General features: G+C 65.5%; 21 protein-coding genes and 1 tRNA gene. 15 read left to right on the top strand and 7 right to left on the bottom strand.

Features of this window, described 5'->3' with window-relative positions; all coding sequences use genetic code 11:
• Positions 1-60: 60 nt before the first annotated feature.
• The gene (locus tag NX068_RS18225) at positions 61-765 is read right to left on the bottom strand and encodes an SDR family NAD(P)-dependent oxidoreductase (protein WP_263462689.1); all 705 of its coding nucleotides are present in this window, start codon (positions 763-765) and stop codon (positions 61-63) included.
• 251 nt (positions 766-1,016) lie between these two features.
• Between NX068_RS18225 and NX068_RS18220 the strand changes: the two genes are divergently transcribed.
• The 8 genes from NX068_RS18220 to NX068_RS18185 all read left to right on the top strand — a co-directional run bounded on the left by NX068_RS18220 (position 1,017) and on the right by NX068_RS18185 (position 11,715).
• Positions 1,017-1,757, top strand: coding sequence for a helix-turn-helix transcriptional regulator (locus tag NX068_RS18220; RefSeq protein WP_263462688.1), 741 nt, complete (start codon positions 1,017-1,019; stop codon positions 1,755-1,757).
• 82 nt (positions 1,758-1,839) lie between these two features.
• Positions 1,840-2,790, top strand: coding sequence for a DMT family transporter (locus NX068_RS18215; protein WP_263462687.1), 951 nt, complete (start codon positions 1,840-1,842; stop codon positions 2,788-2,790).
• Positions 2,791-2,946: 156 nt separating this feature from the next.
• The gene (gene fdnG / locus NX068_RS18210; RefSeq protein WP_263462686.1) at positions 2,947-6,003 is read left to right on the top strand and encodes a formate dehydrogenase-N subunit alpha; all 3,057 of its coding nucleotides are present in this window, start codon (positions 2,947-2,949) and stop codon (positions 6,001-6,003) included.
• Between the two features lie 10 nt (positions 6,004-6,013).
• Positions 6,014-6,901 carry a formate dehydrogenase subunit beta gene (fdxH, locus tag NX068_RS18205; RefSeq protein ID WP_263462685.1) on the top strand — a complete coding sequence of 296 codons (888 nt, stop codon included), beginning with the start codon at positions 6,014-6,016 and terminating at the stop codon, positions 6,899-6,901.
• Positions 6,898-7,521 (top strand): formate dehydrogenase subunit gamma, encoded by a 624-nt coding sequence (locus tag NX068_RS18200; protein WP_263462684.1) that lies wholly within the window; start codon positions 6,898-6,900, stop codon positions 7,519-7,521. The genes fdxH and NX068_RS18200 overlap by 4 nt, the downstream gene beginning before the upstream one ends.
• Positions 7,522-7,598: 77 nt before the next feature.
• Positions 7,599-8,546 (top strand): formate dehydrogenase accessory protein FdhE, encoded by a 948-nt coding sequence (fdhE, locus tag NX068_RS18195; protein ID WP_263462683.1) that lies wholly within the window; start codon positions 7,599-7,601, stop codon positions 8,544-8,546.
• 139 nt (positions 8,547-8,685) lie between these two features.
• Positions 8,686-10,098 carry an L-seryl-tRNA(Sec) selenium transferase gene (gene selA, locus NX068_RS18190; protein WP_263462682.1) on the top strand — a complete coding sequence of 471 codons (1,413 nt, stop codon included), beginning with the start codon at positions 8,686-8,688 and terminating at the stop codon, positions 10,096-10,098.
• Between the two features lie 237 nt (positions 10,099-10,335).
• Entirely contained in the window at positions 10,336-11,715 is a 1,380-nt protein-coding gene (locus NX068_RS18185) for an FAD-dependent oxidoreductase (protein ID WP_263462681.1), read from the top strand.
• Between the two features lie 87 nt (positions 11,716-11,802).
• Here NX068_RS18185 and NX068_RS18180 read toward each other — a convergent pair whose 3' ends face one another.
• Complete coding sequence (locus NX068_RS18180; protein ID WP_263462680.1) at positions 11,803-12,027, bottom strand: AbrB/MazE/SpoVT family DNA-binding domain-containing protein; 225 nt, start codon at positions 12,025-12,027, stop codon at positions 11,803-11,805.
• Between the two features lie 211 nt (positions 12,028-12,238).
• Between NX068_RS18180 and NX068_RS18175 the strand changes: the two genes are divergently transcribed.
• Positions 12,239-16,645 (top strand): toll/interleukin-1 receptor domain-containing protein, encoded by a 4,407-nt coding sequence (locus NX068_RS18175; protein WP_263462679.1) that lies wholly within the window; start codon positions 12,239-12,241, stop codon positions 16,643-16,645.
• Positions 16,646-16,739: 94 nt separating this feature from the next.
• Entirely contained in the window at positions 16,740-16,928 is a 189-nt protein-coding gene (locus NX068_RS18170; RefSeq protein ID WP_263462678.1) for a hypothetical protein, read from the top strand.
• Positions 16,929-17,002: 74 nt separating this feature from the next.
• On the opposite strand, the gene NX068_RS18165 is transcribed toward NX068_RS18170, so the two are convergent.
• Positions 17,003-17,344 (bottom strand): helix-turn-helix domain-containing protein, encoded by a 342-nt coding sequence (locus NX068_RS18165; protein WP_263462677.1) that lies wholly within the window; start codon positions 17,342-17,344, stop codon positions 17,003-17,005.
• Between the two features lie 290 nt (positions 17,345-17,634).
• Between NX068_RS18165 and selB the strand changes: the two genes are divergently transcribed.
• Entirely contained in the window at positions 17,635-19,593 is a 1,959-nt protein-coding gene (gene selB, locus NX068_RS18160; RefSeq protein ID WP_263462676.1) for a selenocysteine-specific translation elongation factor, read from the top strand.
• A gap of 62 nt (positions 19,594-19,655) precedes the next feature.
• Here the strand turns inward: selB and NX068_RS18155 are convergent, their stop codons facing one another.
• The 4 genes from NX068_RS18155 to NX068_RS18140 form a co-directional block, all read right to left on the bottom strand.
• Positions 19,656-21,734 carry a TonB-dependent copper receptor gene (locus tag NX068_RS18155; RefSeq protein ID WP_263462675.1) on the bottom strand — a complete coding sequence of 693 codons (2,079 nt, stop codon included), beginning with the start codon at positions 21,732-21,734 and terminating at the stop codon, positions 19,656-19,658.
• A 130-nt stretch (positions 21,735-21,864) separates the two neighbouring features.
• Positions 21,865-22,266, bottom strand: coding sequence for a DUF2946 family protein (locus tag NX068_RS18150; protein ID WP_263462674.1), 402 nt, complete (start codon positions 22,264-22,266; stop codon positions 21,865-21,867).
• A 66-nt stretch (positions 22,267-22,332) separates the two neighbouring features.
• The gene (locus NX068_RS18145) at positions 22,333-22,812 is read right to left on the bottom strand and encodes a copper chaperone PCu(A)C (RefSeq protein WP_263462673.1); all 480 of its coding nucleotides are present in this window, start codon (positions 22,810-22,812) and stop codon (positions 22,333-22,335) included.
• A gap of 177 nt (positions 22,813-22,989) precedes the next feature.
• Positions 22,990-23,469 (bottom strand): DUF2946 domain-containing protein, encoded by a 480-nt coding sequence (locus NX068_RS18140; RefSeq protein ID WP_263462672.1) that lies wholly within the window; start codon positions 23,467-23,469, stop codon positions 22,990-22,992.
• 58 nt (positions 23,470-23,527) lie between these two features.
• Here NX068_RS18140 and NX068_RS18135 point away from each other — a divergent pair.
• The 4 genes from NX068_RS18135 to NX068_RS18120 all read left to right on the top strand — a co-directional run bounded on the left by NX068_RS18135 (position 23,528) and on the right by NX068_RS18120 (position 25,832).
• A tRNA-Sec gene (locus tag NX068_RS18135) sits at positions 23,528-23,624 on the top strand.
• 19 nt (positions 23,625-23,643) lie between these two features.
• Complete coding sequence (locus NX068_RS18130; protein ID WP_263462671.1) at positions 23,644-24,126, top strand: glycine cleavage system protein H; 483 nt, start codon at positions 23,644-23,646, stop codon at positions 24,124-24,126.
• Complete coding sequence (locus NX068_RS18125) at positions 24,123-24,506, top strand: DsrE family protein (RefSeq protein WP_263462670.1); 384 nt, start codon at positions 24,123-24,125, stop codon at positions 24,504-24,506. The genes NX068_RS18130 and NX068_RS18125 overlap by 4 nt, the downstream gene beginning before the upstream one ends.
• Before the next feature lie 84 nt (positions 24,507-24,590).
• Positions 24,591-25,832 (top strand): ATP-binding protein, encoded by a 1,242-nt coding sequence (locus NX068_RS18120; RefSeq protein ID WP_263462669.1) that lies wholly within the window; start codon positions 24,591-24,593, stop codon positions 25,830-25,832.
• Positions 25,833-26,272 lie beyond the last annotated feature (440 nt).

Here is a 26,272-nt window from a genome sequence, read left to right as displayed (position 1 = left end):
TGCGGGCGGCGGGCCGGGCCCCGCCCAGCCCCGGCCGACCGCCGCACGCCATCGACCTCCTTACCAGGGGATCGGCTTGTCCTGGTAATCGACGAATATCGTGCCGCGCTCACCCTGGTGTCGGGCAATGGTGTCGGCCAGCCCCTTCGCGCTTTCTTCCACGCTGATCGCCGCATCCGGACCGCCCATGTCGGTGCGCACCCAGCCCGGCATCAAGGCCAGCACGGTGCGCTCGCCGCCGGCACGGGCGGTGTAGCTGCGCAGCAGCATGTTCAGCGCGGCCTTGCTGGCGCGGTACAGCTCGGAACCGCCTTCGGTGTTGCCGGCGATGCTGCCCAGCCCCGACGACATCGCGGCGATGCTGCCCTGGGGCTTGACCAGCGCGGCCAGTGCTTCGATGACGCGCAAGGGGCTCAGGGCATTGGTCACCATCAGGCGCACGAATTCCGCAGTGCCGACCTCGCCGATGGGCAGCCGGGGGCTGTCGATCACGCCGGCATTGACGAGCAGGACGTCCAGCGAAACGCCCTGCAGGCGCGCCGCCAGGGCAGCGATCTGATCGGGCTGGTCGATGTCGATCGCTTCGACACGCAATGCGCCTGCCGACTCCTGCGCCAGGCGGCCGAGCGCGGAGCCGGGAGAGGGCTTGCGCTCGGTGGCGATGACCTGCCATCCCCGGGACAGGTATTCACTCACCAGGCCGAGGCCGATGCCTCTCGATGCGCCGATGATGAGAATGGAAGGGGCGGATGCGGTCTGGGTCATGATGAACGGCTCCTTTCGGATCAAACGACTCGTGCCACGACGCGGAACTTGCGTCGGCCGCGGCCAGGCCGCACATGTTAGGCGCTGTTCCCGCTCGAGGAAACGTGCGGGCACCGGGCATCGACGGCGCGGGGGACGTCTCCGATAGCGGACATCTCCGCCGCGGCGATGGTTGTCCACAGCCCGACAGACGATACATACTGCAGCCGCCATCCCGATGCGCACCTGCCCCATTCGGGACGCCGCCAGCAATGAGCCAGAACGAACCCGACACCCCGCCGCCAGCAATCTCGATCCGCAGCTACGGTACGGACGGCCACGCCCATGCCCACGATTTCGCCCAGCTCGTGCTGCCGCTCGCCGGCTCGCTCGACATCGAGCTCGAAGGGCAGGGCGCGCGGCTCGATCGGACGCGGGCGGCCTACGTGCCGGCCGGGACGCGCCATGCGCAGGAAGGCCGCCAGCCGAACCGCTTCCTGGTGGTCGACCTCCCCGACGCACAGGCGATGGATAGCCTTGCGGCACGCCGTTTCGTCACCGTCACGCCGGCCGCAGCGCATCTGATCGACTACATGGGCGCTGCGCTGGAAGGCGGCGTGCCGGCCCGAAACACGGCGCTGTGGACGCCGCTGCTGCTCGACGCGCTCGCCGAGGCGCCGCCGCGGCCGGTTTCCCGCCTCGCCGGGCTGCTCGCCGCCATGGGCACCGAGCACGCGCTCGGCTGGACGGTCGCCGACATGGCGGTGCAGGCCAGGCTGAGCACCAGCCGCCTGCATGCGGTGTTCCGCGAGGAGCTCGGCACCACGCCGCATGCCTGGCTGGCCGAACGCCGGCTGGAGCAGGTGCTGCGCTGGCTGGCGACGACCGAACTGCCGATCGCCGAAATCGCCCTGCGCGCCGGCTTTTCCGACCAGAGCGCATTGACCCGCGCAGTGCGCAAGGCCTGCGGCATGACGCCGGCGGCCTATCGGCGAAAAGCCGCAGGAGCCTGAGCCCAAAACCCGGCAGCTTTCGACAAGACCCGCCCGGCGCGGATGCCTAGCCTGTCGCCTTCACCAGACAAGGAAGACAGACATGCCGGGCGGTTCGCAAACCACGATCGGAATCCTCTGCGGCGCTGGCGCCGGCGCCTTGTGGGGCCTGGTGTTCCTGGCGCCCGAGCTGGTCAGCGACTTCAGCCCGCTGCACCTGACCTTCGGCCGCTACCTGTTCTACGGCCTGCTGTCCGCTGCGCTGCTCGCGCCGCGGCGGCGCATCGTGCTGCCGGGGCTGACTCGGCGCGAATGGATCGGCGTCGGCAGCCTGGCGCTGGTCGGCAACATTGCCTACTACGCGCTGCTGTCCACCGCGGTGCAGCTCGGCGGCATCGCCATGACTTCGCTCGTCATCGGCTTCCTGCCGGTGGCGGTGACGATCATCGGCAGCCGCAACGCCGGTGCGGTGCCGCTGCGCAAGCTCACGCTCTCGCTCGTTTTCTGCGCAGCGGGCGCATTGTGCATCGGCTGGCAGGCGCTGGCGGCACCGGCCTCGGGTTCCACCGAACGCCAGCTCGCCGGCCTGCTGTGCGCACTGGGCGCGCTGGCGACATGGACCTGGTTCGCCGTCGCCAACAGCCGCTGGCTGGCGCGGCTGCAACGCATCGCCGCCCACGACTGGAACCTGCTGACCGGCGTCGTCACCGGCGCGCTAACGCTTGCGCTGCTGCCGTTCGCCGCGCTGCTCGACAACTCGTCGCATGCCACCACCGACTGGCTCCGGCTCGCCGGCGTCGCCGCCGGCCTGGCCTTCTTCGCCTCGATCGCCGGCAACGCGCTGTGGAACCGCATGAGCCGCCTGCTGCCGCTGACCCTGGTCGGCCAGATGATCCTGTTCGAGACCCTATTCGCGCTGCTGTACGGCTTCGCCTGGGAGCAGCGGCTGCCGACGGCGCTGGAAGTCGCCGCCTTCCTGCTGGTGTCGATGAGCGTGGTGTCCTGCATCGCGGCACATCGGCGGCCCGGAGAGGCCGCCGGACAGCACGGCTAGCCCCGGCGAAACCAATGGCATCCGATCGTTTATCCCGTCTGGATCGCCCCTCTCCTCCATAGGGTAAACCTATGCCTTACATTTCATATGGTTTTATGTTTCCATTGGCGGTAGCTGTCCACACAGCCATGCAAACCAACGAAGGCGGAGGGAACCATGAACGTCTCGAGACGCGGATTCTTCAAGGTCTGCGCGGCGGGCATGACGGGTTCGAGCCTGGCCACGATGGGTTTCGCACCCACCGCGGCACTGGCCGAAGTTCGTCAGTACAAGCTCGCGCACGCCACCGAAACACGCAGCATCTGTCCTTACTGTTCCGTATCCTGTGGAACGCTGGTCTATTCGATGGGCGACAAGTCGAAGAACGCCAAGGCACGGATCTTCCACATCGAGGGCGACCCGGACAACCCGGTCAACCGGGGCAGCCTCTGTCCGAAGGGCGCCGGCCTGCTGGACATGGTCCACAGCCCGCTGCGCCTGACCCACCCCGAAGTGCGCGAACCCGGCAGCAACGAGTGGAAGCGCATTTCCTGGGACGAAGCCTTCGACCGCATCGCCAGGCACATGAAGGCCGACCGCGATGCCAACTTCATCGAGAAGAACGACGCCGGCCTGACGGTCAACCGCTGGAACACCTTCGGTTTCCTCGCCAGCTCCGCCGCTTCCAACGAACCGGGATACCTCACCCACAAGGTCCTGCGCGGCCTTGGCGCGGTTGCATTCGACACCCAGGCACGCATCTGACACGCTCCCACGGTAGCCAGTCTGGCTCCGACCTTCGGGCGTGGTTCGATGACCAACCACTGGGTCGACATCAAGAATGCCGACCTCGTCCTGATCATGGGTGGCAACGCCGCCGAAGCCCACATCTGCGGCTTCAAGTGGGTGCAGGAAGCGAAGCAGGGCCGCAAGGCCAGGCTGGTCGTCGTCGACCCCCGCTTCACCCGCTCCGCGGCCGTGTCGGACTACTACGCGCCGATCCGCGCGGGCTCGGACATCGCCTTCCTGTCGGGCGTCATCCACTACCTGCTGGAAAACGACAAGATCCAGCACGAGTACGTGAAGACGCACACCAATGCGCCCTTCCTGATCAACCCCGACTTCGGTTTCGAGGACGGCCTGTTCAGCGGCTACAACGCCGACAAGCGCAACTACGACAAGTCCACCTGGAGCTACCAGATGGGCGAGGACGGCTACGCCAGGGTCGATCCGACGCTGCAGGACCCGAACTGCGTCTTCCAGTTGATGAAGAAGCACTTCGCCCGCTACGACGCCGACACCGTCAGCCGCATCACCGGCACGCCGAAGGATGCCTTCCTGAAGGTCTGCGAAATGATCGCCGAATGCTCGGCGCCCAATCGCACGATGACCATCCTGTACGCGCTGGGCTGGACGCAGCACTCGGTGGGTTCGCAGAACATCCGCACGATGGCGATGATCCAGTTGCTGCTGGGCAACATGGGCATGGCCGGCGGCGGCATCAACGCACTGCGCGGCCACGCCAACGTGCAGGGCATCACCGACCAGTGCCTGTTCGGCGAGAGCCTGCCGGGTTACCTGCACGAGCCGACCGACGCCGAGCCGACGCTGGAGAGCTTCGTCACCAAGCGGACGCCGAAGATGCTGCGCCCGGGGCAGATGAACTACTGGAGCAACTACTCCAAGTTCTTCGTCAGCCTGCTGAAGGCCTTCTACGGCCCGAATGCCACCGCCGACAACAACTTCGGCTACGACTGGCTGCCCAAGCAGGACACCGCCTACGACGTGCTGGCGATGTTCGAGCGCATGCACCAGGGCCGCATGAACGGCTTCGCCTGCCAGGGCTTCAACCCGCTGGCCTCGGTCGCCAACAAGGGCAAGGTCTCGGCCGCGCTGTCCAAGCTGAAGTACCTGGTGGTGATCGACCCGCTGGCCACCGACACGTCCGAGTTCTGGAAGAACCACGGTGAGTTGAACAAGGTCGATCCGGCGCAGATCCAGACCGAGGTGTTCCGCCTGCCGGCGGCGCTGTTCGCCGAGCACGAGGGCAGCTTCACCAACTCCAGCCGCGTCATCCAGTGGCACTGGAAGGCTGCCGACGGCCCGGGTGAAACGCGTGAGGACACCGAGATCCTCGGCCAGCTGTTCACCCGGCTGCGGGCGATGTACACCAGCGAAGGCGGCGCCTTCCCCGAGCAGTTGATGAAGCTGCACTGGCCCTACCGCATTCCCAGCCATCCGTCCGCGGAAGAGCTGGCGCGCGAGATCAGCGGCTATGCGGTCAGCGACCTGGCCGACGCCAGCGGCAACGTCACGGTCAAGGCCGGCGAACAGGTCGCGGGCTTCGCCGTGCTGCGCAACGACGGCTCCACGGCCTGCGGCAACTGGCTGTATTCGGGCATGTGGTCGCAGGCCGGCAACCTCACCGCACGGCGCGACAACAGCGACCCGACCGGCCTCGGCCAGTCGCTCAACTGGGGCTTCGCCTGGCCGGCCAACCGCCGCATCCTGTACAACCGCGCCTCCTGCGACGCCAGCGGCAAGCCGTGGGACCCGAGCCGCAACATCCTCCACTGGAACGGCAAGGCCTGGGGCGGCAACGACGTGCCCGACATGCGGCCCAACGCCGCGCCGGAAGAGGGCGTCGGTGCCTTCATCATGACCGGCGAGGGCGTTGCCCGCCTGTTCGCGCCCGGCATGGTGGAAGGGCCCTTCCCCGAGCACTACGAGCCGTTCGAGACGCCATTGGGCAAGAACCCGATGCATCCGGACGTGCCCGCGGTGGTCAGCAACCCGGCGGCACGGGTGTACAAGGGCGACATGGAAGTGTTCGGCAAGGCCGACGAATTCCCCTATGTCGCCACCACCTACCGCCTGGCCGAGCACTTCCACTTCTGGACCAAGACCTCGAAGATCAACGCGATCCTCCAGCCGGAGCACTTCGTCGAGATTTCCGAGGAACTGGCGGCCGAGAAGGGCATCCGCAAGGGCGACGTCGTCACCGTGCGCTCCAACCGCGGCCACATCAAGGCGGTGGCGGTGGTGACCCGGCGCATCCCGGTGCTGACGGTGGAGGGCCGCAAGGTCCATACGGTGGGCATCCCGCTGCACTACGGCTTCAAGGGTGAGACCAAACCGGGCTACATCACCAACACCCTGACGCCGTTCGTGGGCGACGCCAACAGCCAGACGCCGGAGTACAAGGCGTTCCTGGTGGACATCGAGAAGGCATAGGGGAGGTCCCATGGCACTGCAATCGCTAGACATCGCGCGGCGCTCGGCGACCACCACCGAGGCGCCCAAGGTGCGCGAAACCACCGAAGTCGCCAAGCTCATCGACGTGTCCGCCTGCATCGGCTGCAAGGCCTGCCAGGCGGCATGCATGGAGTGGAACGACATCCGCCCGGAAGTGGGCAACAACGTCGGCATCTACGACAACCCGCAGGATCTCGACGACAAGACGTGGACGCTGATGCGCTTCACCGAGGTCGAGGAGAACGGCAGGCTCGAATGGCTCATCCGCAAGGACGGCTGCATGCACTGCGCCGACCCCGGCTGCCTGAAGGCCTGTCCCTCGCCGGGCGCCATCATCCAGTACTCCAACGGCATCGTCGATTTCCACCAGGAGAACTGCGTCGGCTGCGGCTACTGCATCACCGGCTGTCCGTTCAACATCCCGCGGCTGTCGAAGACGGACAACAAGGCCTACAAGTGCTCGCTGTGCTCCGACCGCGTCGCGGTCGGCCAGGCACCCGCCTGTGCCAAAGCCTGTCCGACCGGCGCGATCAAGTTCGGCGCCAAGGAGGACATGGTGCATTACGCCGAGGCGCGCATCGACGACCTCAAGGATCGCGGCTACCAGAACGCCGGCCTCTACGATCCGCAAGGCGTCGGCGGCACCCACGTGATGTACGTGCTGCACCATGCCGACAAGCCGACGCTGTACGCCGACCTGCCGGAGAACCCGCAGATCAGCCCGACCGTGGCGCTGTGGAAGGGCGTCGCCAAGCCGCTCGCCCTGCTCGCGCTGGGCGCCACGGCCATCGGCAGCCTGTTCCATTACGTCATGAAGGGTCCGAACGAGGTCTCCAAGGAGCTCGAAGCGGAAATGGAAAAGGAGGACGCAAAATGATCCGCAATCCGCGTGACCTGCAGCGTTACAACGCCTCCGAGCGCGCCAACCACTGGATCGTGGGCATCTGCTTCATCCTGCTCGCGCTGTCCGGTCTGGCCTTTTTCCACCCCGCGCTGTTCCCGCTGGTCAATCTGTTCGGCGGCGGCACCTGGGCGCGCATCCTGCACCCCTGGATCGGCGTGGTGATGGCGGTGTTCTTCGTCATCATGTTCTTCCGCTTCGCCAGCCTCAACCTGATGGGCGGGAAGGACTGGGACTGGCTGTCCAAGGTCGGCAAGATGGTGGACGGCAACGACCACGACATGCCCGAGCAAGGCAAGTACAACGGCGGCCAGAAGCTGCTGTTCTGGCTGCTGACGCTGTGCATGGTGCTGATCACCGTCTCGGGCGTGGTGATGTGGCGCAGCCAGTTCGACTTCCCGACCGAGCTGGTGCGCATCGCCGTGGTGGTGCATGCCGCCGCCGCCGCGTTCATGATCGGCCTGATCTTCGTGCACGTGTATGCCGCGATCTGGACCCGCGGCACCATCCGCGCCATGCTCTACGGCACGGTGACGCGGGCCTGGGCCAAGCAGCACCACCGTGGCTGGTACCGCCAGATGACGGGCAAGGACTGATCGGTCCTGTCCCCGACCCACGGCGGGCGGTGTCCGGTCTGACCGGGCCCCGCCCGCCGCGCCTTGTGAGGAAGCACATGAACCTGCCCCAAACCGCCGCCGGCGCCAATCTGCAGCAGGGCTCCGAAGCGCCCGCGGTGCTGCAGCCCGTGCCGGCCAGTGTCTTCGCCGACCGTGCCGCGCGTTTCGAACGCCTGGCCGACGGCCACGCCCTGGGCGACTGGCTCGCCTTTCTCGCCCGCCTGAGCCGCATCCAGCACGACCTGCTGAAGGCCCACCCGGCCGTACCCCTGCCGTCCGATGCCGCGCGCACGCAGGCGCGCGAACACGGCATGCCGGTGCTGCCGGCCAACGGCTGGCAGCGTGACCCGGTCTGGCGCAAGCACCTCGCCGCCCTCGCCGGCGGCCTGCAAGCCCATGCGCCCGAAGCGCTGCGCCCGGTGCTGGCCGGGCTGCTCACTGCCGGCGAAGCCGAACTGGAAGTCCTGGCCGATGGCGTGCTGCGCACCGAATACGACCCCGCGCACAGCGCCCGCCTGCCCTTCATCGCCGCCGCGCTGCAGGTGTATTGGACCTGGATGGCCGCCCAGCCCGCGCTGGCCGGCCTGGCCCGGCTCGACGTACCCGGCGTCTGCCCCTGCTGCGGCAGCCTGCCGGTATCCAGCGTGATCCAGGCCGGCCAATACACCGGCGCGCGCTACCTGCACTGTTCGCTGTGCAACACCGAATGGAACCTGGTGCGCGCCAACTGCACGAGCTGCGGCGAAACCGACAAGGTGTCCTACCGCGTGCTCGAAGCCGAGGGCAACACCACCCACGACGCCGTGCGCGCCGAAGTCTGCGACGACTGCCACAGCTACCTGAAGCAGGTGCTGCGCGACAAGGACGCCAGCGCCGACCCGGTGGCCGACGACCTCGCCACGCTGGCGCTGGACATCCTGGTCGATGAAGCCGGCTACCTGCGCAGCGGGCCGAATCCGCTGTTCATTCCGGGCGGCGTCACCGAATCCCGGACGGACGGCTGAGCACGGCAACGATGTTCGGGGCCGGCAATGCCGGCCCATCACGCTACAGCAGCACCGGCCGCCGGTGCGACCCGAGAAACCCGGAATCGACTACGCTTCAATCTTCGATAGACCTCGTTGCCCGGTTCGGGCCCAGGCCATGACGACATCCTCACTTGCCTCCCTTCCCGCGGTCGACCGCCTGCTCACCGAGCCCTCGATCGCCGCTGAAATTTCCACCCACGGCCGCCAGCTCGTCACCGAAGCCATCCGCAGCGAGCTTGCCGCGGTGCGCGAAACGGCCAGGAACGGCAGCCCACCAGCCGCGCTGCCGGCACTCCCGGCCCTGATCGACGCGATCCGCCAGCGCATCGCCCGCGACAGCCAGTCCCGGCTGCGCCAGGTCTTCAACCTCACCGGCACCGTGCTGCACACCAACCTCGGCCGCGCGACCCTGCCCGAGGAAGCGATCGCCGCGATGGTCGAGGCCGCCCGCCACCCCTGCGCGCTGGAATACGACATCGATTCCGGCGGCCGCGGCGACCGCGACGACCTCGTCTCCGACCTGCTCGCCGAGCTGACCGGCGGCGAAGCCGCCACCGTGGTCAACAACAACGCCGCGGCGGTGTTCCTGCTGCTGAACACCCTGGCCCAGCGCAAGGAAGTCGTCGTCTCGCGCGGCGAACTGGTCGAGATCGGCGGCGCCTTCCGCATACCCGACATCATGAAGCGGGCCGGCGCGCGGCTGGTCGAGATCGGCTGCACCAACCGCAGCCACGCGCGCGACTACGAAGAAGCCATCGGCCCGCGCACCGGCCTGCTGATGAAGGTCCACACCAGCAACTACGCGGTCGAAGGCTTCACCAAGTCGGTGCCGCAGGCCGAGATCGCCGCCATCGCCCATGCCCACGGCCTGCCCTTCGTCGAGGATCTGGGCTCCGGTACGCTGACCGGCCTCGAAGCCTGGGGCCTGCCGCACGAGCCGACGCCACGCGAAACGATCGCCGCCGGCGCCGACCTCGTGACCTTCTCCGGCGACAAGCTGCTCGGCGGCCCGCAGGCCGGCATCCTGGTCGGCCGCAGGGAACTGATCGCCAGGATCAAGAAGAACCCGCTGAAGCGCGCGCTGCGCGTCGGCAAGATCACCCTCGCCGGGCTGGAAGCGGTGCTGCGCCTGTACCGCGACCCCGACCGCCTGCCGGAACGGCTTGAAACCCTGAGACTGCTGACCCGCGCCCAGACCGACATCCTCGCCCAGGCCGAACGCCTGCACCCGGCGCTGGCCACCGCGCTGGCGGAGTGGCCGCTGACGGTGAGCGTGGAGCCGATGCGCTCGCAGATCGGCTCCGGCAGCCTGCCGGTCGACCGCCTGCCCTCCGCCGGGCTGGTGTGCCGTCCGCAGCGCAAGGGCGGCGTGCTGAACCGGCTGGAAAAAGCCTTGCGCGGGCTGCCGGTACCGGTCATCGGCCACATCGCCGACAACGCGCTGTGGCTGGACCTGCGCTGCCTGCGGCAGACCGACGAAGCTCGCTTCGCCGCCCAGCTTCACGAACTCGCGGCCAGGCCGCGCTGAAACAACGCAGCAAGCGCACTGAAGCAGCCGGCACGCGGACCGGCATCGCTTCGCAGAATCCGCCCGGACGGCAGCCATGCCACCCGGGCGGCCGGACACATCAGGCCGATCTGAATATCTGCCGTCCGGCAAGGCGACCCCGGTCGCCACCCCCACGGCCGAGCCTTGCGCACGGCCGATCAAACCCCGGCGGCATCCCGCACCGGGGCGGCTGAAAACACCATCGGGAGGAACACCATGACTGATCGACACAATGCTTCACGCCGCCGCTTCCTGGCGGCGAGCGGCGGCATCGCCACCGCCGCGCTGGCAGCGCCCGGCCTGGCCCAGGCGGCAGTGCCGCGCGCGGGCACCGAACGCCCGCTGCCGCCACTGGTCGGGCGCAGCACCGAGACCCTGCTCCCACGTGGCAAGGCGCGCCGGGTCGTCATCTGCGGCGGCGGCTGGGGCGGCATCACCGCCGCCAGATACCTGCGCCAGCAGGTGCCGCATCTGGAAGTGGTGCTGCTGGAGCGCAACCAGAACTTCTTCTCCTGCCCGATGAGCAACAAGTGGCTGGTGGACGTCGTCGACACCCAGTACCTGACCAAGGACTACCTGAAGGTGTCCGAGGAACTCGGCTACCGCTTCATCCAGACCGAGATCCTCGAAATCGAGCGCGACACCAAGCGCGTCGTCACCGCCGCCGGCGCGCTCGACTACGACTACCTGATCCTGTCGCCCGGCATCCGCTACAACTACGAAGCCTGGTTCGGCAACGACCGCCGCGCGGCCGAAGCCACCCGCGCCCGCTTCCCGGCAGCCTACATCCCCAGCGCCGAGCACTTCCGCCTCAAGCAGGCCATCCAGGATTTCAAGGGCGGCGACCTGGTGATGACCCTGCCGCCGCCGCCGCAGCGCTGCCCGCCCAGCCCCTACGAGCGCGCCTGCCTGATCGCCTCGCTGTTCAAGGCGAAGAAGCTCAACGCGCGGATCATCATCCTCGACCACAAGCCGGACGTGATGCCGATCGGCCCCGGCTTCAAGGCCGCCTTCCAGGAGCTGTACAAGGACATCATCACCTACGTGCCGAACGCCCACGTCAAGGAAGTCGATCCGTTCAACAAGCGCATCAAGACCGCCGCCGGCGATTTCGACTTCGACCACGCGATCCTGATGGCGCCGCACCAGGCCGGCGACCTGGCGTGGAAAGCCGGCGTCGTCGGCCAAGCCTTCCAGGGCGGGCCGGACGGCTGGGCCGCGGTCGACCCGCTGTTCCTGCACGCCGAGGACGACAAGGACGTGTACGTGATCGGCGACGCGGTCGGCTACGTGTCGCCGCAGTTCTCCTTCTATCCCAAGGCCGGCCACGTCGCCAACCAGCACGCGCGCATCGTCGCCCACTACATCGCCGAGCGCGAGGCCGACCGCCAGCCGGGCTACCGCCTGCCCGACAACCTGTGCTTCATGATGGTCAGCACCCAGCCGCAGGAAGCGATCTCGGTGAAGTTCGACTACAAGGTCAATGATCTCGGCATCATCGAGCAAACCCAGATCGACTTCAACGAGCGCAAGCCGGAAACGGTGGGCGAGGACTTCGAATGGGCGCGGGGGATTTACGAGGACATGTTCGGATAAGAAGCCCTGCGTGATTGCCCGGCAGGTGACTACCCCGACCGCCTGCCGGGTTTCCAAGTTGTCAGATATTGGTATTGAGCGCCGCCATCAAGGATTGCCCAGACTCATGTCTTCCACCGCAAGGCTGGCACCGCGCTGAGGCTTCAGCATACCCTTGAGCCTCTGAACGGATTTGTTCTTGGCCCTCAAGACCACCGTGCCATCACGCATCAGTGTGAATGTGATGCGATCGTGCGCACTGACGCCCAGTGCCCGCCGGATATCGGCAGGAATGGTGATCCGCCCTTTGCTGGTCAGCGTGACCTCGGACATTTCCGGCCTCCTTACAGTGCTTATCGACAGTATGACAACAAGTCACCGTGGTCAGTCCTCGATGTCGAACGCCACTTCCGGCTCCAAGCGGATCACGCGTGCTTGGCTTATATTGCATCCATAGGCACGGCCTCACCTCGACCGACATGACAGGTAGGGCAGCGAAGTATTGCTTTGGCCTGTTTCAGGCATCTGGTGTGGAGCCCCTTCGATGGCACGAATCTTCATCAGTCATTCCAGCAAGGACAACTTCGTCGCCCTCGCTTTCAAGCGCTGGCTGGAAAACCATGGCTGGGGTCCCGACGACGTCTTTCTCGACCTCCATGGCATCGGCGCCGGTATGCGCTGGAAGAAAGCCCTGAAGGACGCGAATGCCCGCTGCGAGGCGATCGTTTTCCTGATGTCGCCCGAGGCCCTGGCCTCGAACGAATGCACCGTAGAACTGCGCATGGCCGAGGACTATGGGAAGCCGATCATCCCTGCAATCGTCCGCGACCTCGCGATCGATGATCCTAAGCTGAACTCATGGCGGGACAGACAGATCGTCGACCTTTCAACCGCGGGCGAGCAAGTCGAAATCGAGGCCGAACACAACGGAACGTCCGCCACCATCCGGCTGGCACGCAGCGCGCTCGAAAGTCTGCGCACACGCCTGATCGCAATCGGAATCGCCCCGGAAAGCTTCCCCTGGCCGCCCAAGGATCGGCGTGATGCACCGGTTTTCCCCGGGCTGGCAGCTTTCGGGGCAACAGACGCCGCAATCTTCTTCGGCCGCGATGCCGACATCGTGCGCGGACTCGATCGGCTCAATCTGCTGCGCCGTGCCGAGCGTCCTCGCGTACTGGCGATTCAGGCCCCTTCCGGCGCAGGCAAGAGTTCATTCCTGCGTGCCGGTCTGTGGCCACGTCTGAATCGCAACCCAGCATTTGCACCGCTTGCGATCGTCCGTCCGGCAGGCGGCGTCATATCGGGATCGGAAGGACTTGGCTTGGAGCTGGCAAGATGGTTTTCCCGCGCTAGACTCGCACACAACCCTGGAAACATTGCCGCCACCATCCAACAACCGCAAGGCCTCGCCGAACTGTTGAAACAGGCGGCCGAAATCGCACATGCCGAAGCCCGGGTCGGAAACGAGGCAGCAGCAGTGCCCACCATCGTGATCGCTATCGATCAGGCCGAGGAACTCTTCGCCACCGACGGTCATTCTGAAAACTCGCTATTCCTCGACCACCTGGCGACGCTGATGCGGGAACCGCCTACCGGCATCCAGCCGCTGGTCGTGCTCGCAATCCGCGCCGACAGCATTGGGCCACTGGTGTCGGCAATGAAGGAACGGCACCTGGAGCCTGCCGAGGCTTTCATCCTGCCGCCTCTCGATCACAGCGCCTATCGGTCGATCATCACCGGCCCCATCGGCGTTGCCAACCATTCGGGCCGCAAGCTGTCGATCGAGCCCATGCTCATCGACACGCTGGTCGAAGAAACACAAGGCGCTGACGGCCTGCCATGGCTCGCCTTCACGCTGGCTCGGCTGGATCGGGATTTCGGTGCCGACGGCAAGCTCGAACTTGCCGAGTACGAGCAGATGGGCCGGGTCAGCGGTTCGATCTCCCGCGCACTGTCCGACGCGCGCAGAGCTGCAGGTATAGCAGGCGACGACCAAGCCCTGCGGCGCCTCTTCATTCCGGAACTGGCCACCTGGGATGAAACAGCCGATGCGCCGAAGCGGCTGCGCGTCGCACGCAACACCTTGCTGGACGAGGAACGCGCCACACTCAGGCCACTTGTCGAAGCGCTTGTCGACGTTCGGCTTCTCACGGAAAGCGAAGACAGCGTGGAAGTCGCCCACGAAGCGCTGCTACGACAACCCCCGCTCAGCGACTGGCTGCGCGAACTCAGAGAAAAGCTGATCTTGCGTGACGCCATACGGCGGGAAGCCGAGCAGTGGGAAACCAATGGCTGCAAGCCCCGCGATCTCATCCGCCGCGGGGAACGGCTTGCCGACGCCGAGTCGCTGGCTGAACATGAAGAATTCCGCACGCAGCTCGAGTCCGCGAAGTCTTATCTTTCAGCATGCCAAAAGATTGAGGACGACGAAAGAAGACAGAAACAGAAAGCAGAACAGCGCGCCAAGCGATGGCGCTGGACGGCCACCGCAATCCTGATGCTAGGCTTCGCCGGGCTCTTCTATGGTGCCTGGTTCGTCGTCAAGGAGCGGCGGGAAGTTGCTCAGTCGCAATCACAGATGCTTGCACGCATGTCTGAACGGATGCTGAAAGAAGGTGACGGGCTGCGGGCACTGCACCTTGCCATTCTGGCCACCCGAGACACGTTCTTGTCCCCCACAACAGCCGAAGCGCATGCAGCTTTTGCTTCCAGCGCTCAAGAAACGCGTTTCAACATGACTTTCGTGCACGGGGATTACGTCTCAGGAGCAGTCCTGTTTCCCGATGACGTCCGGGTTATTACTTTTGGAAAAGGCATCGCTCGGCTCTGGGATACAACAACCGGTATAGAGATCGGCGATGGCATCCGCCATGAGGATATGTTAGAGGTCATCTTGTCGGCCGATGGCACCCGGGTTATGACTTTGGACGAAGAAGGAACCGCCCGGCTCTGGGATGCAGCAAGCACGAAGCAGATCGGCAATGACACCCGCCATTTGGGTATGTCAGAGGCCACCTCGTCGGCCGATGGCACCCGAATCCTGACTTGGGGGGGGTTTGGGGATGGAGAGGACATCGCCCTGCTCTGGGACACAGCAAGCACGAAGCGGATCGACGATAACATCCGCCATGAGGGTATGTCAAAGGCCATCTTGTCGGCCGATGGCACCCGAATCCTGACTTGGGGGACGTGGGATGGAGAGGGCATCGCCCGGCTCTGGGATGCAGCAAGCACGAAGCAGATCGGCAATGACATCCGCCATGAGAATATGTCAAAGGCCATCTTGTCGGCCGATGGCATCCGGGTTGCGACTTGGGGCGGAGAAGGCATCGCTCGGCTCTGGGATCCAGCAACCACCAAGCAGATCGGCAATGACATCCGCCATGCGGGTATGTCAGGGGCCATCTTCTCGGCCGATGGCGCCCAAGTCATGACTTGGGACGAAGAAGGAACCGCCCGGCTCTGGGATGCAGCAAGCACGGAGCAGATTGGCAATGACATCCGCCATGCGGGTATGTCAGGGGCCATCTTCTCGGCCGATGGCACCCGAATCCTGACCTGGGATGGGGCTGGAACCGCTCGGCTTTGGGATGCGGCAACCGGTATGCAGATCAGCATCGACATGCGCCATGAAGGGATGAGGGGGGCACTTTTTTCGATCGATGACACCCGTCTCCTGACTTTGGACGGCAGGGGAACCGCCCGGCTCTGGGATGCAACGATCACCGGCCAAATCGGGAACGGCATGCGTCATGAGGGTATGCTGAAGGCCATCTTGTCAATTGATGGGACCCGAATCCTGACCTGGGATGAGGAAGGAACCGCGCGGCTCCGAAATGCGGTAACCGGCGAGCAGATCGGGAAGGATATCCACCACAAAGCTATGTCCGATGCCACCTTGTCGGCCGATGGCACCCAGGTTATGACTTGGAGTCGTGGAGAAGGCATCGCCCGGCTCTGGGATGCAGCAAGCACCAAGCAGATCGGCGGTGACATCCGCCATGAGGATATGTCAGAGGCCATCTTATCGGCCGATGGCACCCAGGTTATGACTTGGAGTCGTAGAGAGGGCATCGCCCGGCTCTGGGATACGACAAGCACAAAGCAGATTGGCGATGACATCCGCCATGAGAATATGTCAGAGGCCATCTTGTCAGCCGATGGTGCCCGGGTTATGACTTGGGGCGGAGAAGGCATCGCTCGGCTCTGGGATGCAGCAACCACCAAGCAGATCGGCAATGAAATCCGCCATGAGAATATGTCAAAGGCCATTTTGTCGCCTGATAGCGCCCGAATCCTGACCTTGGCTTGGGGCGGAACCACCCGGCTCTGGGATACAACAAGCACGAAGCAGATTGGCGATGTCATCCGCCATGCGGGTATGTCAAAGGCCATCTTCTCGGCCGATGGTACCCGGGTTATGACGTGGGATTGGGCAGGAACCGTCCGACTCTGGGATGCGACAAGCACAAAGCAGATCGGCAATGACATCCGCCATGCGGGTATGCCAGTGGCCATCTTCTCGGCCGATGGCACCCGGATTCTGACTTGGGATGGAACCGGAGCTCGGCTCTGGGATGTAGCAACCGGTATGCAGACCGGTGTCGACATTCGGCATCCAAACGGAAGGGGCGCTAAATTTCTGCACGGTGCCAAGATCCTGACTTGGGATTCAGAAGGGGTAACACGCATTTGGCCGGTGAACTGGGCCATGACCACGCATGCAACGCCAGAACTGGTCTCCAACGCATGCGATACCAAATTGGGCGGCAGCCTGGCAAAAGCCAAGGATGGCCACGACACACCTTTTCCTCGCCTGCTTGACCGGCACACAACAGAAGCCGTGCCAATTCTGCTTGGCCGGGAAGGAGAGGATGTATGTGCCATACCCGTAACGCAGTGGTGGAACGACGCCCTGGAGCGCCTGCTTGGATGGGCATTCAGAAAGTAGCTATCGATTCACGCTGTTGGTTACTGCAGTGCTGAAGCATTGAGACTTACCGCATTACCACTCGTATCGGAAATGGCATGCGCGACAAAAGCTGATGACACAACAGGAACTGTCCAAGGCGACCAACCCTGATCTGCGCGCCTCGCTGGTCGCCATGCGGCGTGCAGCGGAGATGGCGCGCAAGACCGCCATTCAGACCGATACGGAAATCGTCGTGGTGAAGGATGGCAAGCCTGTGCACATCACGGCGGAAGAACTACGCAGGGAGCAGCGGCAAGCATGAACGGCGGCGAAAAGGCCCGGCCATCGGGTATGGACGATCTCGTCGACATCGAACTGTGGTCGGAAGCATATACGCTATGCCACAGCGACCGTCAGGTGGCCGATCCGCTCCGAAGCGGGTTTCACGACGATCTCGATGTCGTACCCGAGGCGGTTCAGGCAGTCCATCAGCTTTCGCTCGGACAGGTTGGTGAAATCACCGCGTATCATGCCCGACACCTTCGGCTGCGAGATACCCATGCGCTTGGCTGCTTCCTGTTGGGTCAGCCCCAGGGTACGCATGGCTTTCCGGATCTCGATCACCAGGTCGGTCTTGATCTTGAGCTTGAGCTTCTCGGCGTCGGGCAATGCCAGATCGGCAAAGACATTGCCCGAGCTGCGTTGAACCTCGATGCCGTCAATGACCCTTCTTTGCATTTCGTAGCTCCTGCACAAAAACCTCGGCGACCTTCAACCGAAACAGCCTGATCAAATCTTTGATCGATAAAGAGATTCTGATTGAGATCATGGGTCAGCAGCGCAGCCGGGTCTATGCTTTCGACCGTTACCTTGAGCTGTTCGTTAGTTAAAGATACTGTGTTTTCTTTAACTAAAAGAGCCGCAAAGTAAAGAGAGCTTGCATGAGCAGAGATCTCACGCACCACCAGCGGTATCTCAGGCTGGCCTGAGCCTGACCTTTCCTTCGCCCCGACACAGGAAGCCTCCCCATGCTGATCGGCACCGCCGGCCACATCGACCACGGCAAGACCACGCTCGTCCGCGCCCTGACCGGGGTGGACACCGACCGCCTGCCGGAAGAGAAGCAGCGCGGCATCACCATCGAACTGGGCTATGCCTATGCGCCGCTGGCGGACGATGGCGAAGGGCGGACGCTGGCTTTCATCGACGTGCCGGGGCACGAGAAGTTCGTCCCGACCATGCTGGCGGGCGCCAGCGGCATCGACTTTGCGCTGCTGGTGGTGGCGGCCGACGACGGCGTGATGCCGCAGACGCGCGAGCATCTCGCCATCGTCCACCTGCTCGGCATCGACCGCGGCGCGGTGGCGATCACCAAAAGCGACCGCGTGCCGGCAGCGCGCATCGAGGAAGTGCGCGCCGAAGTGGCGGCACTGCTGGCGCCGACCCAGCTGGCCGATGCGCCGGTGTTCGCGGTGTCGGCACAGAGCGGGGAGGGCGTGGCAGCGCTGCGCGCCCATCTCGAAGCGATCGCGACCGCCGAAGACGCGCGCAGCGTGCAGGGCGGCCTGCGCCTGGTGGTGGATCGCCGCTTTGCCATCGCCGGCGCCGGCGCGGTGGTGACCGGCACCGTGCATGCCGGCCAGTTGCGCGTCGGCGATACCGTGCTGCTGGCCCGGCCGGACGGCGAGGCGCGCGAACTGCGGGTGCGCGGGCTGCACGTCAACAACCGCAAGGCCGAGGCCGGCGGGCCGGGCAGCCGTTGCGCGGTCAACCTCGCCGGCATCGAATACCGCGACATCGAGCGCGGCGACTGGCTACTGTCGCCGCATCCGGTACGTAGCACCGACCGCCTCGACCTGCGCCTGCAGCTGTTGCCGGAGCTGCGGCGCAAGCTCGGGCAGTGGGCAGGCGTGACCCTGCACCATGCCGGCGGCCACGCGATGGCGCGGCTGGTGCTGCTCGACGGCGCGCTGGAGGCGGGCGGCCTGAAGGGCGGGGACGACGGCCTGGTGCAGGCCGTGCTCGACCGGCCGCTGTTCGCTTGCTGCGGCGACCGCATCGTGATCCGCGATGCCGCCGGCCGCGAGACGCTGGGCGGCGGCGTCGTGCTCGACCCCTTCCCGCCCGCGCGCCACCGCCGCCGGCCGGAACGCCTCGCCCTGCTGGCGGCGCTCGAACACCGCGATGTCGACGTTCGCCTGCGCGCGCTGATCGACGCCGCCGTACTCGGCGCCGACGCCGAGGAACTGGCTGCCGCCCACAACCTGTACGGTGCCGATGCACCATCCTGGCAGCAACGCCTGCCCGAAGTGCAGGTGGTCGCCACCAAGGGCGGCACCCGGCTGTTCTCGCCTGTGGCCTGGGAAGCACTCGCCGAGCGCATCCTCGCCCGCCTGGCAGCGCACCATGAAGCCTTTGCCGACGAACCGGGCGTGGAACGCGAACGCCTGCGCCGGATGTGCGCCCCACAACTGCCGCCGGCGATCTTCCTCGCCCGCCTCGAAAGCCTGCTGGTCGACGAGCGCCTGCGCCGCGCCGGCTCGGCCTGGCATCTGCCGACCCATACCGCCGAGCTTTCGCCCGCCGAGCGGGTTCGTGCCGACGAAATCCTGCGACGCCTGGCCGACGGCGCTTTCGATCCGCCCTGGGTGCGCGATCTCGCCGCGAGCTGCAACATGGAAGAGGCCGACGTCCGCCGCCTGCTGCGCCGCGTGGCGATGCGCGGCGAAGTGTTCCAGATCGTCCGCGACCTGTTCTATCCGCGCACAACCGTCGCCCGGATGGTCGGCATCGTCCGCGAACTGGCCACCGGCAACGACGGCCGCATCCGCGCCGCCGACTTCCGCGACCGCATCGGCGGCGGCCGCAAGCGCGCCATCCAGATCCTCGAATTCTTCGACCGCTTCGGCTTCACCCGCCGCGTCGGCGAAGGCAGCCAGCGCGCCCACATCCTGCGCGGCGAACCGCCTGTCACCGAGGACGCATAGCCCGACAGGGCTTGCAGCAATGCCACCCGCGGCACTGCTGCAAACGAGACACCGCGCAGATTTCAATCCAGCGCGACCTGCAGCTTCAGCCAGGCATTGCGGCCCGGCTCGTTGATGCGGGTGTCGGCCGGGAATACGAAACCCGGCAGCGATGCCCCGGTGCGCGACAGGTGCTCGGCGTAGCTACGGTCGAACACGTTGTCGATGCCGGCGGTCAGCAGCACGCCCTTCTTCGGCCGCCAGCCGGCGTTCAGCGACAACACGCCGAAGCCGGAGGATTTGCCGATGTCCTGGCCGTTCGAGACGATGTTGCCGGAGCCGATATCGACGCGGTTCTGCGCTGCGACCACGCGCAGCAGCGCACCGTAGGAGAAGCTGCCGTCGTCGTAGTCCAGCGACAGCCGGCCTTCCAGCGGGGGCTGCTGGGCCAGCGCCTTGCCGTCGGTGTCGTTGGCGCCCTGCGCCCAGGCCAGCGTGGCGGTCGTGCTCCAGTTGCGCGCGAAGCGCCAGCTCGCATCGGCTTCCAGGCCGTAGATGGTGGCATCGACGTTGCGCACGCGGGCAGGCGCCACCCACTTCAGCAGGATGTAGTCCTGCACCTTGCCGTAGTAGGCCGATACCGAACCGTTCCATGCGCCATGCTGCCAGTTCATGCCCACGTCGAGCTGGGTGGTCTTTTCCGGTTCGATGCTGAGGAAGGCGCTGTTCAGCGTGTCCTCGTCGCGCAGCAGTCGCTCCCAGTAATCGGGGAAGCGCTCGGCATGGCCGAGGCCGACGTACCAGTTGCCCAGTTCGGACAGGCCCTCGTAGCGCAGGAAACCGCTGCTCAGGGTGTCGCGGTCGGTCTTGCCGCGGGTCTGGTTCATCGGTGCCATCATGCACATGCCGTTCATGGACATGCCATTGACGCAATGGCGGCTGTCCTTGGCCGCATGGCGATCCACGCGCAGACCACCCACCACGCGGTCGCCGTCGGCCATGGTGTAGGCCATCTCGCCGAACACACCGAACTGGCGGAAGCTCATGTCCTCCTCATACGGCTGATCGCGGAAGGCAGCCTTCGCGGCATCGCTGCTGGATGCGTTCATGACGTTACGGCCACGATGCGTATCGCGCTTGGTGTCGGCACCCAGGGTGACGCTCCAGGCTTCGCCCGGCGTCAGGGTGATGCCGGCGCGTGCGCCCACGGTGATGCGATCCGGGTTCATCGCCGAGAAGCGGTTGGCCAGCGGCTGATCACGCAGGCTGTAGTTGTCCATCACGTGATCGACGTAGTTGTAGTAGGCCTGTGCCCAGATTTTCTGCACCAGCGGCGACAGTTCGCGCTTTTCGAACTTCAGCGCGACGTTGTCGCGCGCGAAGCGCGAACCATCCATGCCGCGGTCGGCATAAGCCGCCTTGCCGTCGCTGCGCGCCGCCGACAGCTCCAGCGCGGTGTGCTCGTCCGGCGTCCATGCCAATGCGGCCTGGGTGTTCCAGCGCCGGTAGTGCGAGTGGATGCGGGTGCCATCGCCGTCCTCGTAGTCGTTGGAATCCACGTAGGTGGCGCCCGCGCGAACCTGGAACTGCGGCGTGCCGCCCTTCACGTCGATGACCTGGTCGTTGCGCCCGAAGCTGCCCACCGTCAGGCTGCCGTTCAGGCTCCAGCCGGTTTCCTTCAAAGGGCGCAGGTCACGCTCAAACAGTACCGCGCCGGTCGAAAAACCCGCGCCGTAAAGCACCGTCTGCGGCCCTTTCAGCACGGTCACACGATCGTAGGACTCGGGATACACATAGGCCGTCGGCGGATCCATGCGGCCGCCGCAGCCGCCGTAGATTTCCTGGCCGTCGAGGAAGATTCCCAGGCGCGAGCCGGCCATGCCGCGGAAGACCGGATCGCCGTCGGTGGCGCCTTTGCGGATCACCGAGAAGCCCGGAATGCTCTTCAGGAAGTCCGCGCCGTCGTGCGCGGGAATGGGCTGGCGCGGCGCTTTCGGGTCGGTGACCACGGTAAGCGGCTCGGTACTGGTGGGAGCGGTGACCACCACGGCACCCAAGGCGTTTTCGGTATCGGCGGCGAATACCGCCGGAGAGGCAAGCATGCCGGCCTGCATGGCGTATAGCGCCAGAGCCAGACGGCTGGGAGACGGCAGGGATTTCATTGTCGGATTCCTTGAAGCGGGTTCGACCGATCGACACGGACGGGCGCCGCCATGCGCAGCCGGCGTGGCGATGTGCGGTGTCGTCGGGAAAGGCAGGTGTACCGGCACCCGAAGAGGGAGCCGGGCGCTTTCAGGCGAAAGCGATGAACGGCATCGAGGAATCCGGCGGGCCACGCGGCCAGGTCTTCCGCCAGGTTCGCGCAGTAGTCGCGGGCAGGTCGGCATGGACGGGCTGTACATGCACCTTCGGCAGCGTCGGCGGCAGCCATGCCACGCTGCCGGGTAGCGCCACATGGCCGCCCAGCGGAACGAACAGCGGGCAATAGCGCAGATCGAGCGAATTTCCTGATCGGACATCGCCGTCCGCATCGACCGGTGGACTGGCGACGCGGATCATGCCGGCAACCGAGCACACTTCCATCCAGCGCTCGGCATCGGCCGCACGCACGCCGGCCTGCATCAGCGAGGGCGCGAGCGTGCCCACCAGAATCACCAGCGCGGCGAAACGGGCGAACAGGCGGAGACGACGCAAGGAACGCGGCATCATGGACAGAAGGGAGAAGCGGCGCTCAGGCCGGCGGATTGCGCGAACGCCTCTCTAGTGCTTGTGCTCCATGGCATGGCCATGATCGCGCTGGCTTCCGCGCCCTGCGGCCAGCGGGCGCACCGGTGCCTGCACTTCGATCTGTTCGCGCCTGCCGTCACGATCCTCGACCACCAGCGTGAGCGGCACCATCTCGCCTTCCTTCACCTGGGCATGCAGATCGAGCAGCATCACGTGATAGCCGCCAGGCTTGAGCTCGACCGCCTTGCCGGCAGGCAGGTCGAGCGCGGCGATGGCGTTCATCTTCATCACGTCGCCTTCCATCTTCATTTCATGGATCTCCACCACGCCGGCAACCGGGGATCGAGCCTCGACCAGGCGTGCATCCCTGGCGGCGGTCAGCCGCATGAAGGCGCCCGTGGCTTTCTGCTGCGCAACCGTGGCACGCACCCAGGGTTCGGCCACCTCCACCTGGGCCAATGCGGCGGACGACAGCAATGCGGCGAACAGCGATACGACGACTTTCCTTTTCATGCTTCCTCTCCTTGCGGGGGATTGCCCCCTATGCAGCGCCCTCGGGATCGAGGACGCACCAGTCGAGCGGAGCAGCGGGCATGCAGGTGCTCGCTGCGTATGAATGCGCGTGCTGCCGACATGGCAGCCGATTCACCGTGTTCCGAGCGAACGACGGTGGCGTGCAGCACGATGCGATCAGGAAAGTGCCGGGGGAGCGCGGGAAAGGAAGATGCCCCAGCGCTGGAGCGCTTTGGGGGCCGTCGGCAGGAAGGCAGGTTGCCGATAGGTGGCGAGCGGCGCCACCAGCAGAGGTGTTGCTGAAGGCGGCAGGGCAAAGCTGCCGGCATGTGAACAGCAGTAAGGACAATGCTCGACCTTCAGGATGGTCGAGCCGTCACTGCCGAAGCCGGCCGGATGGTCGCTGTCCTGCACGGCCACCAGCTTCATGCCGGCCACGGTGCACACTTCCATCCATTTCATCTGCCCACCGCCAGCCGACGCCTGGGCAAGCGTGGGCATCAGCGCAGCCAGCACCACCGCGAAGGCGGCGATCCAGGCGGTAAAGCGCGAAGGGCGGGCAATGGTCATGGCAGCAATGCTGTTCAGAGCGGGCCGATTATAGCCACGTTTCCAGTCTCTCCAGTCCCTTGGGCATGCGGCAATGACAGAGATCAAGAACGAACTTTCGCCTGGTGAAGAATCCAGCCCTGCGGGCTACAATCCCCATTCCGATGGAAGAGAGGCGTTCCCCGGTGGGGCGACTGGTCTTCAAAACCAGGTGGGGCCGTCAGCCGGTCCCAGGTGGGTTCGACTCCCATTCTCTTCCGCCATCCTTTCCGACGATCCGCCATGGCTGAACTCCGCGGCTGCAGCTTTCCGGAAGACCTCCGCTACGACCCGGCCAACCACCTGTGGTTTGCCGCCGAGGCGGACGATGTCTGGCGCGTCGGCGTGACACCTTTTGGCGTCGCCATCGCCGGCGAGATTCTTCTGTTCACCCCCAAGCCGGCCGGGCGCACGCTGGCCGCCGGGCGCGCCTTCGGCCTGCTCGAAGCGGGCAAGACCGTATTCCCGGTAAAAACGCCGGTCGAGGCCATGCTGGTCGAAGGCAACGAGGTCCTGTCCAGTTCCGCCGCACAGATGAACACCGACGCCTATGCCGCCTGGCTGGTGCGCCTGCGCATCGCGCCGGCGGATGCCGCCAGCCACCTGCTGCGCTGGGAAGAGGCTTGTGCCGGCATCGCCGCGCAGATGGACCTGTGGCGCTTCGACGACCTGCAGGGTTTCCAGGCACCCTTGCTGGGTGAAGGCGCGAAAGGCCTGCGCGAATGAGCGAGCGCCTCGCCATCCTCGTCTGGGCCGCCGATCCGGACAGCCCCCATCTGTGCGCCACGCCTTTCCACTTCGCCGCCGCTGCCGCCGCGATGGATGCCGAAGTCGAGATGTACTTCACCGCCCGCTCGGTGCGCCTGCTGATGCCCGGTGTGGCCGAAACGCTGCATCCGGGCGGGCAGGGCAGCGACATGCCGCCGCTGTCCCATTTCCTGCACGAAGCCGTCCGCTACGGCGCCCACCTGTACGCCTGCCCGACGGCGATGCAGGCCCATGGCGTGGCGCCGGAAGCGCTGCGCACCGAAGTCCACGGCCAGGCCGGCGCCGCCGCCTTCATCGGCCGGACGCTCGATCCGGCATGGCGGACACTGACGTTTTGATGGCTGAAAATCTGCCACTCAATGGATGATTTTCAGCCATTCAACGGTTGATTTTCGGCCACTCAGCGGCGTAGAGTGGGGACCATGCTCGATCGCCACATCACCCCCCAGTTGCTCGAAGCCCTGGCCGATACGCCCGTCGTCCTGATCAACGGCGCGCGTCAGACCGGCAAGAGCACGCTCGCCCAATCCTTGCGCGAAGCCACGCCGCGCCGCTACCTGACGCTGGACGAGCACACCACGCTGGCTGCCGCGCGCTCCGATCCGAGCGGCTTCATCACGGCCCTCGCCGGCCCAATTGCGATCGACGAAATCCAGCGCGCCCCCGAACTCTTTCTCGCCATCAAGGCGGCGGTGGATCGCAACCGCCAACCAGGGCGTTTCCTGCTCACCGGTTCAGCCAACGTCATGCTGCTGCCGGCGCTGGCCGACTCGCTCGCCGGACGCATGGAAATCGTCCAGCTCACGCCGCTGTCCTGCGCGGAACAGGCGGGTTTCCCACATTTCAATCGGGCCGACTGGCTTTTCGATGGCAATATCGCCGCACAGCCGCTGCCGCCCTGCGAACGCGAGTTCTTCATCGACACCCTGCTCGCCGGCGGCTTTCCGGAAGCCGTGGCACGCAGCACGCCACGCCGCCGCGAAGCCTGGTTCGACAGCTATCTGCAAGCCGTGCTGCAGCGCGACGTGCGCGAACTGGCGCATCTGGAACAGCTCACCGAGATGCCCAATCTCGTCCAGCTTCTCGCCCACCGCAGTGCCAGCCTGCTCAATTTCGCCGAACTCTCGCGCAGCAGCGGCCTGGCGCAGACCACGCTCAAACGCTACTTCACCCTGCTCGAAACGCTTTTCCTCGTCCAGCGCATTCCCGCCTGGGAACGCAACCCGGCCAAGCGGCTGGTCAAGGCGCCCAAGATCTTCCTGCCCGATTCCGGCCTCCTCGCCCATCTTTGCGGCCACAGCGCCGCCGCCCTCGACGCCGCCCAGGGCCTGCCGGGCGATCTGGTCGAAACCTTCGTCGCCGCCGAACTGCTCAAGCATCTCGCCTTTTCGGCGCGCGGGCTGTCGCTATGGCATTACCGCACTCAGACCGGCGTCGAGGTCGACTTCCTGCTCGAAGACCGCCAGGGCCGGCTGACCGGCATCGAAGTCAAGGCCGCCGCAAGCGTCGACCGGAAGGATTTCAAAGGGCTGAAGCACCTGCAGGAGACCGAGCCGGAACGCTTCCAGCGCGGCATCGTGCTCTACACCGGGCGGGACATAGTCCCGTTCGGCGAGAAGCTGTTCGCGGTGCCGATGTCGATGTGGTGGGCGCAGCCGCGCTGAACATCGAGGCGCGAGGCTTACAGCATGGCGCCGTGATCTAGCGGACGACGGTCGATCCCCGTCTTCCCCAGCTCTCCCACAGCCAAGCCTCCACGGCAGCCACCGAGTGGCTGGCGATCCGCTGGCCGTTGACAGCGCGGATACAGGCTACACCGGGTTTGCCTAGTGGAAACCGACACTTACGCAAAAGCGAACGACCGTGACGTATTGCTTTGACCACGATATGAGCCTGAACTAACCTCGTTTCCGATGCAGCGTAGGAGCGTAAAAAGCGGGCATTTAAATGAAAGTAGGATAATTTGGAGCAGGTAGTATGTGGATTCCGTCTACCCAACTGCCCACCCGTTCCGTCTACTACACTCGTTAGGGAAGCGCTGAATAAATCGCTTTCATCGGTGCTGAATCATTTCTAAGCATGCTTCGTCGCTGGCTCCATCAAT

Source organism: Thauera carbonicopians (genome assembly GCF_025699485.1).
In the GTDB taxonomy this organism is placed as follows: Bacteria; Pseudomonadota; Gammaproteobacteria; order Burkholderiales; family Rhodocyclaceae; genus Thauera.
The sequence above is the reverse complement of the archived record's forward strand: the minus strand, read 5'-3'. Positions and strand labels throughout refer to the sequence as shown.